We start from the raw sequence: 12470 nt of genomic DNA, 5'->3' as shown, positions 1-12470 counted from the left end.
GTCAGCTTCGCTTCTGGCGAGCGATGAGCTCGCTCACGCTGATGGCGCCTGCGTCGTCAGGCCGGTGCCTGCCGGTGGCGTTGTCGTCGCCGTCAGGGGTGGCGTCCGAGACTCGGGGCTCGTTGGTAGGCGAAGGCGAATCCGTGAAAACCCCGTTACGACGCTCCGGAGCGGTCGGTGGAGGCGGCGACTGGGGGGTCGCCTCCACCGAGGTCGGGGCTGAACCGTTTGTTGCAGAGCCGTTGGTAGCACCGTTTGCGGAGCCGTTCCGGCTCGCGCCGTTGGAGCCTGAACTGCTGCTGGCAGCACCGTTGGTCGCCGAACCGTTTGTCCGCGAAGGCGTCCGGACCACCGGCAGTGGACGTGAGGCCGGGGGAGTCTGTTCCCGGGCCCGCAGGTCCGACAACCAACTCTCGATGGGACGCTCGGCCGGCGCAGCGGGCGTGGGGTTTCTGCGCTTGTCGCTGGCATTCGGTTGCGGCCGGTACGAGGGATTGGGTACCGGTGCCTCGATCAGGTTCTGGGGGGCGCTGGCTGCACTCCCGATATCGAGACGACGTCGCGGTGCCGGCTTCTCCGCGGCGGGAGCCTCCGTGTTGGGTGCCTTGATCGCCATTTCGCTGAGCGGAATGGGCTCGGTGAGAGGATCGGGAACGCGAGGTCCGCTTTCCGGCTGTGCAGCCGGGGCAGGCGGCGGCATGACCCGCGAGGCCGCTTCGATCTTGCGCGGCTGACCCGGTCCGGCGATCGCACCGACAGGCGCGATCTGCGGGACGTTCGCGAGTACCAGCTCGTTGTCGAGGATCGGCTCGCCCAGCCCGATCTTCTGCTGGATCCGCTTCATCCAGGCCGGAGCCCACCAGCAGTCGTCGCCGAGCAGTTTCATGGTCGCGGGGACCAGGAACATTCGGATGAGAGTCGCGTCGATGATCAGCGCGGAGATCATGCCGTAGGAGATGTATTTCATCATCACCAGATCGGACAAGCCGAATGCGCCGGTGACCACGATCAGAATCAGTGCGGCAGCGGTGATGATTCGTCCGGTATGTGCCGTGCCGATACGGATGGATTCGGTAGTACTCGCGCCCTGCGCTCGCGCTTCGACCATGCGGGAGAGCAGGAACACTTCGTAGTCGGTCGACAGGCCGTAGACGATCGCGATGATCAACACCAGGACGGGAGACATGATCGGCCCCGGTGTGAAGTTCAACAGACCGGAACCGTGCCCGTCGATGAAGATCCAGGTCAAGATTCCGAGCGTCGAACCCAGTCCGAGCGCGCTCATCAATGCGGCTTTGATGGGCAGGACGAGCGAGCCGAACGTCAAGAACATCAGCAAGGTCGTCAGCAGGATGACGGATACGACCATCAGCGGCAGACGATCGAGCAATGCGTCGACGCTGTCCTGCTCGATGGCCGGAGTACCGCCGACCAGCACAGTTGTGCCCTCGGGCCAGTCCGCGGACCGCAGATAGTCGATGGTGGGACGTGCCTCGTTCCGCTCCGTCAGACCGGCCTTGAGGACGTTGACACCGTCCTTCGTCGCAACCTCCGGGGTGAACTTCTCGACCAGACCCGGCGCAGCATTTGCGGTCTTGGAAATCTGACCGAGGGTGGTGTTGTCGGCTCCCTCGATGACGAGTCGAACGGGCTCGGTGCGATTGCCGGGGAAGAGTTCGTCGAACTGCGCCTGCGCGACACGCGTGGGGCTGTCCGGGGGCAGGTACGTCTCGTTGATACCGCCGAACTTGATGCCCGTCAGCGGAATGATCATCAGCAGTAGAGCCGCGACGATCGGGACCGCGACCTTGAGCGGATGCTGCATGACCCAGCGGGTGAGCTTGCCCCAGAAACCGTTCTCGATTTCCTCGTTGGTCTTGGTCTGGCGCAGCTTCTTGAAGGTCAGCGCGTCGATCCGCTTGCCGAGAATGCCGAGAATCGCGGGAAGAATCGTGATGGACGAGATCGCGGCAAGCATGACGGCAGCAATGGCGCCGTAAGCCACCGATTTGAGGAAGCCCTGCGGGAACAACAGCAGACCGCCGAGGCTGACGGCAACCATGGTCGCCGAGAACATGACCGTTCTACCCGCCGTCATGACCGTTCGGCGTACAGCGGTCGGGGTGTCGTACCCCTCGGCTATCTCTTCTCGGAAACGGCTGACGATGAACAGTCCGTAGTCGATCGCCAGACCCAGGCCGACCAGAGAGACCACGGGCGCAACAAACGCGTTGACCTCGGTGAAGTTGGTGATCAGTCGAATGATGCCGTTGGCGCCGATGACGGTCAGACCGCCGACGATCAACGGGAGGGCAGCAGCGACGACGCCACCGAAGACGAAGAACAGCAGGACACCGACAGCAGGAATCGCGAGCATTTCCATGCGCTTGATGTCGTTGGCCATCGTGTCGTTGAGCGAATTCGCGACAGGTTGCAGGCCGGCGAGTTGCACGTCGACGCCGTCGATGTAGAACTGCGACTCGACGTCGCGGAAGTTGTTGGACACCGCGGTGTCGTTGTCTCCGGCGATCGCGATGCTGGTGACCGCGTGTTGCTTGGTCTTGTCCGCCAGGGCCGCCACCGAGAGACCGTTGTCGACCTTGAAGTACGAGCCGTTGATCTTCATGATCTGGTCGGGGTTGTCGGCGACGAGTCGCTGCAGATTGTCGATGACCTTCGCTTGGAACTCGGGGTCGTCGACGGTCTTGCCCTCCGGCGCCGTGTACAGCGCCAGAACGTCACCCGTCGTGCTGCGTCCGAACGTGCCGTCAGCGAGTTTGGCAGCCTCTACCGATTCCGACCCCGGATCGTCCCAGCCGCTCTGGCTGAGATGATCCTGCAGGCTCAGGCCGTACGCAGCGAGCCCGAGGAGCCCCGCCACCATGACAGCGATGACGGTGAAGCGGGCTCGATAGACGATGCTTCCCCAGCTGGCGAACACTGATCAACTCCTACTCGGCAACACTTTTTCGCCCGATGAGCAGGGCAGAAAGCGGTCGGAACGGCTGCAACCAGGCGCCCTCGTCGGGCAGGGTGTCCAGGCTTACCCGTGGCAGAGGCTCACGGAAGACACCTGGGATGTCCTCGAGATCGACGAAGTCCAAGATATCGGACGACACAGCCCAGCTGGCGTGTTCACGGAACCCGAGAACCTGGACCGGGATACCGGTTGCTGCGATGTCCTCGAGAGGTTCGCGGAACGCTTGGCCGTCGGCGGAGGCGACCATGATTCCGGCGAGGCCCTCGCCGTACCGGAGCGCGATGTGCTCGAGCATGTCCGAATCGACATCGCTGTCTTCATCGACCTTCGGCTTGGCGAACACCGCGAAACCCACGTTACGCAAGGCTTCGACCCAAGGACGAACGACGTCGGCGCTGCCGGACGCGATGTTGGTGAAGACGGTCGCTTCAGGCTCGAGCGTGCCGCTGTTCTGTGCGGACAGTTCGGCGGTGCGAGAGAGCAGCCAACGACCCAAAGCGTCGAATCGTGGCCGGTAGGCGGCGGTAGGCCGGCCACCGAGGATGGCGCCGAGGCCCATGTCGAGGTTAGGGGCGTCCCAGACCAGAAGCACCCGCTTGGGGTGGCGGGAGTCACGACCGAAGTCGAGAGGAGATTCCGACGACGTCACGTCGTCGGATAGCTGTTCGCTGACGCTCATGCTCTGATCTTCCCCCATATAAGCTCGGTGATTGCACTTCCGACCTTATGGGCTTTGTCCTCGAACTTGGTGACCGGACGCTCGTGGGTCATCGGAGACTCCCAGTCGAGTGCGGTCAGCAGCGGCTCGGCATTGCCGGCTTCTTCGATCCATTCGGCGTACTCGGCGTGATCGGTTGCCACGTGCAGCACTCCGCCAGGCTTGAGACGGTTGGCGATCAGCGCGAACGTCGGCCCCTGCAGGAGGCGACGCTTGTGATGGCGGGCCTTGGGCCACGGATCCGGGAAGAACACCCGGACGCCCGTCAGGGACTCGGGGGCGACCATGTTCTCGAGTACGTCCATCGCGTCACCGCGCAGTACGCGGACGTTGGGAATCTCTTCACGTTCGACCTGCTGGAGAAGCTGCGCCAGCCCTGGGCGGTACACCTCGATCGCGATCAGGTTCACGTGCGGTTCCGCCTTGGCCATTGCGGCCGTCGCGGTGCCGGTACCCGAACCGATCTCGATGATCAGGGGTGCTTCACGTCCGAACCAGGCGTTCGCGTCGAGCGGTGTGTCCGAGACGTCGGCGCCGATGAGCGGCCACTGACGGTCCCAAGCCTGCTGCTGTGCGTCGGTCAGCGCACCCCGGCGAGAGCGAAAGCTGGTCACTCTCGGATGGAGACGGGACCCCTTGGTGTGGTCCGTCTGCCCCGTGTCAGGGGTCTGCGGTGCATGCTGATCGGCTTCGTTCACGAACCCATTGTCACGCATGACCCCCGTTTAGCGCAGACGGGTCTGAAGTTTGAGTTGAGACTTTCCACGGAAAGTCCTGAAACCGTCGACTTCGGACTGTCGGCGAAAGGGCGGTGTCACCTGCCGTCCTTGCCGAGAACCTGACAGAATCTCACCGACACGATGGGGACGTGGGGTGGGGATGAACACAGGATTTGCATGCAGTAATTGGTCACGAATGTTGCCCGCAGAATCGATCGACGACGCCTGCGTGGAGCCGATCGATCAGTTGCGCGCTCTGGCATATCGGCTGACATCGATCGATTCGGGAGCCGCCGAGGCGGTTCACTCGGTGCTCGGATCGCTGAGCGCGCCGCTCGAATTGGTGGTCGCCGGGCGAGCCGGGGTGGGGCGGTCGTCGTTGGCGCGGATCCTGGGGCGCGACGACCGGTTCTCGCGCAGAGTTGTCGGCGCACCGGTTGTGGTGACCGAGTCGAGGGCATTCGATGTCCCTGGAACTTCGAACCCCGATCTGGGTCGTCGTTGCGTTGTCTACGTGGTGGTCGACGCGGTCCGCGACGTCGACGGCCGAGCCATTGCTCGAGTTTCCGATCGTGTGGTCGTCGCTGCGAACAAGGCTGACTTGTTCGGTCCGCGCTGGGACGAGGCGCTGGGACGGGCGGCGGAAATCTCGGAGAACGTCGGCGTGCCCACGGTTCCGGTGGAGACACTGACCGGGCGCGGCGTCGAAGAGTTGTTCGCGGCTCTCGGACCTGTTCTGGAGGCGCAGTGGTGGGGCCGGGTCGAGCAGATCGGCCCGGCGCTGAGGCGATCTGCCTCGCGCAGCATTGCGGGCAGGGACGAGATCGAGTTGTATCTGAGTTCGGACTCCGCGGTGTTGTTCGGCGCTGCGGCGGCGATGATGAGCCCCGAAATTCGAGCCCTGCGTCAAGGCGAGCCTCCCGATCCTCGTACCGCTGACGACGCGGGCACGTGCAGCCGGTGGTGGGGCGAGCTCGTGGACGAGTCGGAACAGTGTCCGCAACAAAGGGTCTCACTGATTCGACGCGGGTATGTGCGTCGGTGGGCGCAGCTCGGAGGCGATCGCTCTGCCCCGGCGGTGACCGATGAATAGCGTTTCGGTACTTCCGGATTCGGTGCTCCGCGTGGTGCAGCGATGGAATCCGGCATCCGATCCGGGTCGCCGGGTCGCCGCCGAAACATGCAGGGGCACTCGCATTTACGTTGTCGGTCCACCACGGTGTGGACGGGAAGACGTCGCGCAGATGTTCGATGCTTCGGATGACTGTTCGACAGTGACACGCGAGGTGGACGCCGACGTCGTACTTCTGGTCGTCGACGCTGCCAGTGTGATCGGACGCGAGGATCTCCTTCTCCTCGGCGACGCTGCGGCGAGCGGAACCCCGGTGGTGGTGGCGCTGACCCGCGTCGACGTCTATCGAGACTGGCAGGCGGTGCGCCGGCGTGATGCCGAGATTCTCGCTTCGCACTGCACCGCTTTTGCGCAGGCTCCCGTGGTCCCGATTGCGCCTGGTCAGGAGCAGTCACTCGTTGCGGTCGTGAGCCGGGCGGCACGGGAGAGGGAAGCAGGTGGTTCGGATTCCGGAGTCATCGCACAGACGCGCCGGATGATCGAGATGGAGATCCGGAATCTACGTGACGGTGTTCCTGGTGCCGAACTGCGGGCAGAGCGATCGCAGCTGCTCGCAGACCGTGACGGCCGGCGAGGCGAACGCCTGGTGCAGGTGCGAAGCCGACTGCAACGAGCGCGCGGGGATCTGTCACAACAAATCGCCGAGGCAACCCGGGCGACGGTCGCCGGGGCACGTGCCTGGGTCGACACGGCCTCGCGAGCCGAATTGGGCAGCGTGCCGACGCGACTGCAGCACGAGGTCGACCACCACACCCGGGTGTTCGACGCCGCGATGGCGGCAGCGGTGGAATCTGCGGGGACGAACGGATACATGCCTTCCCCGCAGATTCCGGAGGGCCTGCCGGGCCGTCAGCGCGGAAACGAGGACCGGGTGACAATTCTTGTCGGCGCGTCCGCGGGTCTCGGCCTCGGCCGTATCGCAGTGACTCCGCTGGAAATGATTCCGGCCTTGGAGTTCGCAAGTATCCCCGTGACGTTGATTCTGGGTGGCGCCGCGGCGTGGTGGTTGGCGCGAACTCGCGGGCTGACGGCCGATCGTGCCCACTCCAGGTCGTGGATCGTCGAATCGATGTCGGCGGTTCGCGCTCAGTGGGAGCAGCGAGTGCAGAGCGTGCTGCTCGAGGCCGAGGCGGATCTGGGAGCGGCGATCATGGCGGAGAGTCGCGAGCAGTTGGCGTCGGCGCAGGCCCGAATCGTGGAGATCGACGGTGAACTTCGTGAGCTCGCCGCGGCCAGATCGGGTCAGCTCGCGTCGTGCGAGCGCGACCTCGCCGTTTTGAACACCGCCTACTGATCATTTCGCGAGTGCAGAGTTCTCCACAGTGCGGCAATTTCGGCCACGACTGATCGTCGGGGTCTGGTAATACTGAGCGGACGGTTTCGGTAGGGGTTGCCGAAGCAGTAGGTCACCATCCAGTAGGGGGAGTAATGGAAGCATTTCTGATCACGGCCGGACACATCGACGGGCACGAAGCCGAAGCGCTCGATCCTGGGCGTATCGAGCCCGAGACCTTCGGGCCCGCGTCGGGACCGGTCGATGCCGGCGACCTGAACTTCGACGCCTTCGACTTGGACGGTGACGGAACGGTCGACAGCCGTGTCGTCCACTCCGACGACGCCGTCGTGATCGTGTCCGATTTCGATCGCGACGGTAGCGCCGATCGCCTCACGATGATCGAGTCGGACGGCGACTACTCGGCCTGGGAATGCAGTCGAGACGACGAAGGCGCCCTCGTGTGGCAGAAAATCGATGCCGGAGCGCTCTGAAAAGCTTCCGTTTATGTGCTCTGAGCGCCGGGTAGGCACCTGAACACACCAACTGAATCGTTTCTGTGACATTTCTGACCGCACCCGATTACCTGCAGGTGAACAGCCAGCGTTAACCTCAATACATAGGACACCCGGCGTCCGTGAAATCCACGTGAGTGGATGACGCGGCTGGACCCCGTCGAGAGGGGGACACCGGGATCGACTGGTATCGGGGCGCTGCAGTTCGCATCCGGTGTCACGAGAACCCGGTTCCGGCTCACCCCAGGAGAGTTTGATGACCTCAGCGACCATTCCCGGTCTCAATGGAACTGACGGCACGCCCCCCACGCAGCACAAGGAACTGCTTGCATGGGTGCAAGAGGTTGCCGAACTCACCCAGCCTGATCGCGTCGTCTTCGCAGACGGCTCGGACGAAGAATGGGACCGACTGACAACGAAGTTGGTCGAGGCAGGAACCTTCACCCGCCTCAACGACGAGAAGAAGCCGAACTCTTTCCTCGGCAACTCCGATCCGTCCGATGTCGCGCGAGTCGAATCGCGTACGTACATCTGCTCGAAGGAAGAAATCGACGCAGGTCCCACCAACAACTGGATGGACCCGGCGGAGATGCGCACCCTCATGGGTGACCTGTACCGCGGTTGCATGCGTGGACGCACCATGTACGTCGTGCCGTTCTGCATGGGCCCCCTCGACGCCGAGGACCCGAAGCTGGGCGTCGAGCTCACCGATTCCGAGTACGTCGTCGTATCCATGCGCGTCATGACCCGCATGGGCAGCAAGGTTCTCGACAAGCTCGGCACCGACGGATTCTTCGTCAAGGCGCTGCACTCGCTGGGCGCTCCGCTGGCCGAAGGCCAGGAAGACGTCGCGTGGCCGTGCAACGACACCAAGTACATCACCCACTTCCCCGAGGATCGTGAGATCTGGAGCTTCGGTTCCGGCTACGGCGGAAACGCTCTCCTGGGCAAGAAGTGCTACTCGCTGCGTATCGCCTCGGCAATGGCGCACGACGAGGGCTGGCTGGCCGAGCACATGCTCATCCTCAAGCTCATCTCGCCCGAGGACAAGGCCTACTACATCGCGGCGGCATTCCCCTCCGCTTGTGGCAAGACCAACCTCGCGATGATCCAGCCGACCATCCCCGGGTGGCGCGCCGAGACCCTCGGTGACGACATCGCCTGGATGCGTTTCGGTGAGGACGGACAGCTGTACGCCGTCAACCCGGAATTCGGTTTCTTCGGCGTGGCTCCCGGCACCAACTGGTCCTCGAACCCCAACGCCATGCGCACCATCGACCAGGGCAACACGGTCTTCACCAACGTCGCTCTGACTGACGACGGTGACGTCTGGTGGGAAGGCCTCGAAGGCGACCCGCAGCACCTGATCGACTGGAAGGGCAACGAGTGGACGCCCGAGTCGGGCACCCATGCGGCTCATCCCAACTCGCGTTACTGCACCCCGATGTCGCAGTGCCCGATCATGGCTCCCGAGTGGGACGACCCGAAGGGCGTGCCGATCTCGGCAATCCTGTTCGGCGGACGCCGCAAGACGACGGTTCCGCTGGTCACCGAGGCTCGCGACTGGCAGCACGGCGTCTTCATGGGTGCAACGGTCGGCTCCGAGCAGACCGCAGCAGCCGAAGGCCAGGTCGGTACGGTTCGCCGCGATCCGATGGCAATGCTGCCGTTCCTCGGCTACAACGTCGGTGACTACTTCCAGCACTGGATCGACCTCGGCAAGTCCGCGGACGCGTCCAAGCTCCCCAAGGTCTTCTACGTCAACTGGTTCCGCCGCGGCGACGACGGACGCTTCCTGTGGCCAGGCTTCGGCGAGAACTCTCGCGTCCTGAAGTGGATCGTCGAGCGTATCGAGCACAAGGCTGCCGGTATCGACACCCCGATCGGCGTCGTTCCCACCGGATCGGCACTCGACATCGAAGGCCTGGACGTGTCGGACGCCGACATCACCGAGGCCCTCGCGGTCAACATCGACGAGTGGAAGGCCGAGATCCCGCTCATCGAAGAGTGGTTCGACTTCGTCGGCGAGAAGCTGCCGACCGGCATTCGCGACGAGTTCGAAGCTCTGAAGCAGCGGTTGGCCTGATAAACCGCCCCCGTATGTAGTGGCCTGATGCCGCATTGGTTCAATTTGATGAACCGATGCGGCATCGGTCGTCTGTATGCCCTTGCCTGTAGCCGTTAAGCAGTTCAGCCGTTATGCAGTTCAGCCGTAAAGCAGTGATCAGCGAGCGGGTCGACACACTCGATCCTCAGGAGGACCAGATATGAGCGGGATCTACAACAACGTGACCGAATTGGTCGGGCGCACCCCGATCGTGCGGCTCAACCGTCTGACCGAGGGCCTGGACGCACAGGTCGCCGTCAAGCTCGAGTTCTACAACCCGGCCAACAGCGTCAAGGACCGGATCGGCGTGGCGATCATCGACGCCGCCGAGAAGTCCGGAGCACTCAAGCCCGGTGGCACGATCGTCGAGGGAACCAGCGGTAACACGGGTATCGCACTCGCCATGGTCGGTGCTGCTCGTGGCTACAAGGTCATCCTGACCATGCCCGAGACCATGTCCACCGAGCGTCGCGTGATGCTGCGTGCTTACGGCGCCGAGATCGTGCTGACCCCGGGATCCGAGGGCATGGCCGGTGCGGTCGCCAAGGCCAAGGAAATCGTCGAGCAGACCGAGAACGCTGTCTCGGCCAGCCAGTTCGCGAACCCGGCCAACCCGGCCATCCACGAGGCAACGACGGGCGAAGAGGTCTGGGCCGACACCGACGGCGCCGTCGACATCTTCGTGTCCGGCATCGGCACCGGCGGCACCATCACCGGCGTCGGACGCACCCTTCGCAAGTACAAGCCCGAGGTCAAGATCGTGGGCGTCGAGCCCATCGACTCGCCGATCCTCAACGGTGGCCAGCCCGGCCCCCACAAGATCCAGGGAATCGGCGCGAACTTCGTGCCCGACGTCCTCGATCGCGAGATCTACGACGAGATCATCGACGTCTCGTTCCCCGATTCCATCGAGGTCGCTCGCGCACTCGGCACCAAGGAAGGCATCCTGGGCGGCATCTCGTCCGGCGCCATCGTCTGGGCAGCACTCGAGTTGGCGAAGCGTCCGGAAAACGCCGGCAAGCTGATCGTGGCTGTCGTGTGCGACTTCGGCGAGCGTTACATCTCCACCCCGCTGTTCGAACACATCCGGGACTGAGACTTGTGAGTATCCTCGGGACAATTCGCGAGGACCTGCAGGCTGCGCGCGGTCAGGATCCTGCCGCGCGCAGCAATGTGGAGAACGCGCTCGTTTATTCAGGGCTGCATGCTATTTGGGCGCATCGGGTTGCACATCGCATGTGGGCCGTCCCTGCGCTACGCGGCCCGGCGCGAGTGCTCTCGCAGCTGACACGCTTCGTCACCGGCATCGAGATTCATCCCGGTGCCACCATCGGTCGGCGGTTTTTCATCGATCACGGCATGGGCGTCGTGATCGGGGAGACGGCCGAGGTCGGTAACGACGTGATGCTCTATCACGGCGTCACTCTCGGTGGTCGCTCGCTCGAGCAGGTCAAGCGTCACCCGACGCTGGGAGACCGGGTCACCGTCGGCGCTGGTGCCAAGATCCTCGGACCTGTCGTCATCGGTGAAGGTAGCGCTATCGGCGCCAATGCCGTTGTCACCAGAGATGTTCCGGCCGAATCCATCGCGACGGGTATCCCGGCGGTGGCGCGGCCACGGACCACCAAGGAAAAACTGGTGGACCCGAACAGCTACATCGATCCGGCGATGTACATCTGAAGCACTCCTTCTTCGATGGCCACCCTCGTGTAGACGGCGGGTGGCCATCGGCGTCGGCTCAGGCTCGCGTCAGGTGCCACCCGCGACGTCCCAGTACGACGGCCGTCGCAGCGCCCAATGCTGCTCCGATCAAGGGATAGCAGGCCAGGACGAGCCAGCGCGGTCCGTCTAAGGGTTCGTAGGCGGTGGCTATTGTCGACTCGTAGTCCCGAGCCATCTGCACGTCCCGGAACGGTACGTAGGAGCCCTGATAGACGATGGTCTCGTCAGGGCTGGTCATCACGTCGATCAGACTGCCCACCAGGGGAATTCCCCCGACGACAAATCCCAGAACCGCCAGAATCACGATCAGTGTGCGCATCGCCCGAGCCTATCGCCCGGCCGGAAGTTCAGACTGTGATCGACGGTTCTTCGGGGGTCGAGAGGGTCAGGATCGCCCGCACGACACGTGGGCTCTGCTCGAGTGAGCGCTCGAGTTCGCGCAACGTGTGGGCCACACGGGATTCCGCGTAGTCACCGACCAGGTCGACGCTGGCCACCAGGTAGACCTGTCGCGGCCCGAGGTATTCCATACGCAGGAACGTGATTCGGTTGATCTCGGGCAGTTGGGTGAGAGCTTCGATGGCTGCTGCCCGCAGCGTCGGTGAGGCCTCTTCGCCGACCAGGAAGCGGCGGTTCCGATCTATCAGGATGATTGCGATGACCCCGAGGAGAATGCCGACGAAGATGGAGCCGAGGGCGTCGGGGATGGGTGAACCGGTGACCTGGTGCAACAGAACACCGACGAACGCGATGACCAAACCGATAAGTGCCGCAGCATCTTCGGCGAACACGGCCCGAGTCGTCGGGTCGGATGTGTTGAGTGCCTGGGTCATGACGTCGCGGTTCACGGCGGACGCTTCGTTTCGGAGTTGTTTGTACGCCTGCCGGAACGAGATGCCTTCGAGGATGAACGAGACGCCGAGGACGGCGTAGGCGACACCGAAGTCGGACGCCGGTTCGGAATGGAACAGTTCCTGGATGCCATGAGTGATCGAGACACCCGCGCCGAGTGCAAACAGTCCGAGAGCGGCGAACATCGACCAGATGTATGCCTCCCGGCCGTAGCCGAGTGGCTGGTCTCGGTCGGGAACCCTTTTCGAGCGGCGGTTCGCGATCAGCAGCAGCACTTCGTTGCCGGTATCGGCCCAGGAGTGGGTGGCCTCTGCGACCATCGATGCAGATCCGGTGACGATGGCGGCCGCCGTCTTGGCACCGGCGATCAGCGCGTTCGCCGCAAACGCCAGTACGACCGTCGTGGTGCTCTCGTCGGCCGATGCTTCCGTTTCGGTGCTCACGATTCTCAG

At 63.8% G+C, this 12470-nt stretch carries 11 protein-coding genes; 6 read left to right on the top strand and 5 right to left on the bottom strand.

What is annotated here, in order from left to right:
* Position 1: 1 nt before the first annotated feature.
* The 3 genes from ATN37_RS04025 to trmB are packed head-to-tail and all read right to left on the bottom strand — an operon-like array spanning position 2 to position 4414.
* On the bottom strand, positions 2-2941 hold the full coding sequence (locus ATN37_RS04025) for an MMPL family transporter (RefSeq protein WP_007734492.1): 2940 nt from the start codon (positions 2939-2941) through the stop codon (positions 2-4).
* Between the two features lie 10 nt (positions 2942-2951).
* The gene (locus ATN37_RS04020; RefSeq protein WP_003945733.1) at positions 2952-3659 is read right to left on the bottom strand and encodes an NYN domain-containing protein; all 708 of its coding nucleotides are present in this window, start codon (positions 3657-3659) and stop codon (positions 2952-2954) included.
* Positions 3656-4414 (bottom strand): tRNA (guanosine(46)-N7)-methyltransferase TrmB, encoded by a 759-nt coding sequence (trmB, locus tag ATN37_RS04015; protein WP_037132323.1) that lies wholly within the window; start codon positions 4412-4414, stop codon positions 3656-3658. Before trmB ends, ATN37_RS04020 begins: the two co-directional genes overlap by 4 nt.
* A gap of 199 nt (positions 4415-4613) precedes the next feature.
* Between trmB and ATN37_RS04010 the strand changes: the two genes are divergently transcribed.
* The 6 genes from ATN37_RS04010 to epsC all read left to right on the top strand — a co-directional run bounded on the left by ATN37_RS04010 (position 4614) and on the right by epsC (position 11124).
* Positions 4614-5510: a GTPase domain-containing protein gene (locus tag ATN37_RS04010; protein ID WP_218694802.1), complete on the top strand. Its 897-nt coding sequence runs from the start codon at positions 4614-4616 to the stop codon at positions 5508-5510.
* A gap of 181 nt (positions 5511-5691) precedes the next feature.
* Positions 5692-6843 (top strand): hypothetical protein, encoded by a 1152-nt coding sequence (locus ATN37_RS04005; protein ID WP_231915004.1) that lies wholly within the window; start codon positions 5692-5694, stop codon positions 6841-6843.
* A 134-nt stretch (positions 6844-6977) separates the two neighbouring features.
* A complete protein-coding gene (locus ATN37_RS04000) occupies positions 6978-7316 on the top strand; it encodes a DUF6802 family protein (protein WP_063314962.1) in 339 nt (112 codons plus the stop codon).
* Between the two features lie 277 nt (positions 7317-7593).
* Positions 7594-9423 (top strand): phosphoenolpyruvate carboxykinase (GTP), encoded by a 1830-nt coding sequence (locus tag ATN37_RS03995; protein WP_003945806.1) that lies wholly within the window; start codon positions 7594-7596, stop codon positions 9421-9423.
* A gap of 181 nt (positions 9424-9604) precedes the next feature.
* Positions 9605-10540 (top strand): cysteine synthase A, encoded by a 936-nt coding sequence (gene cysK, locus ATN37_RS03990; RefSeq protein ID WP_003945916.1) that lies wholly within the window; start codon positions 9605-9607, stop codon positions 10538-10540.
* Between the two features lie 5 nt (positions 10541-10545).
* On the top strand, positions 10546-11124 hold the full coding sequence (gene epsC, locus ATN37_RS03985; protein WP_003945907.1) for a serine O-acetyltransferase EpsC: 579 nt from the start codon (positions 10546-10548) through the stop codon (positions 11122-11124).
* Positions 11125-11182: 58 nt separating this feature from the next.
* Here epsC and ATN37_RS03980 read toward each other — a convergent pair whose 3' ends face one another.
* Complete coding sequence (locus ATN37_RS03980) at positions 11183-11485, bottom strand: hypothetical protein (RefSeq protein WP_063314961.1); 303 nt, start codon at positions 11483-11485, stop codon at positions 11183-11185.
* A 28-nt stretch (positions 11486-11513) separates the two neighbouring features.
* Positions 11514-12461: a cation diffusion facilitator family transporter gene (locus tag ATN37_RS03975; protein ID WP_165638639.1), complete on the bottom strand. Its 948-nt coding sequence runs from the start codon at positions 12459-12461 to the stop codon at positions 11514-11516.
* Between the last annotated feature and the right edge of the window lie 9 nt (positions 12462-12470).

Source organism: Rhodococcus sp. MH15, assembly GCF_019266045.1.
GTDB lineage: Bacteria > Actinomycetota > Actinomycetes > Mycobacteriales > Mycobacteriaceae > Rhodococcus_F > Rhodococcus_F qingshengii.
The sequence above is the reverse complement of the archived record's forward strand: the minus strand, read 5'-3'. Positions and strand labels throughout refer to the sequence as shown.

What these genes read in the sequence shown, in the direction of transcription:
- ATN37_RS04020 (WP_003945733.1), bottom strand. Translation starts at nt 3,659, where the DNA reads ATGAGCGTCAGCGAACAGCTATCCGACGACGTGACGTCGTCGGAATCT.
- trmB (WP_037132323.1), bottom strand. Translation starts at nt 4,414, where the DNA reads ATGCGTGACAATGGGTTCGTGAACGAAGCCGATCAGCATGCACCGCAG.
- ATN37_RS04010 (WP_218694802.1), top strand. Translation starts at nt 4,614, where the DNA reads ATGTTGCCCGCAGAATCGATCGACGACGCCTGCGTGGAGCCGATCGAT.
- ATN37_RS04000 (WP_063314962.1), top strand. Translation starts at nt 6,978, where the DNA reads ATGGAAGCATTTCTGATCACGGCCGGACACATCGACGGGCACGAAGCC.
- ATN37_RS03995 (WP_003945806.1), top strand. Translation starts at nt 7,594, where the DNA reads ATGACCTCAGCGACCATTCCCGGTCTCAATGGAACTGACGGCACGCCC.
- cysK (WP_003945916.1), top strand. Translation starts at nt 9,605, where the DNA reads ATGAGCGGGATCTACAACAACGTGACCGAATTGGTCGGGCGCACCCCG.
- ATN37_RS03980 (WP_063314961.1), bottom strand. Translation starts at nt 11,485, where the DNA reads ATGCGCACACTGATCGTGATTCTGGCGGTTCTGGGATTTGTCGTCGGG.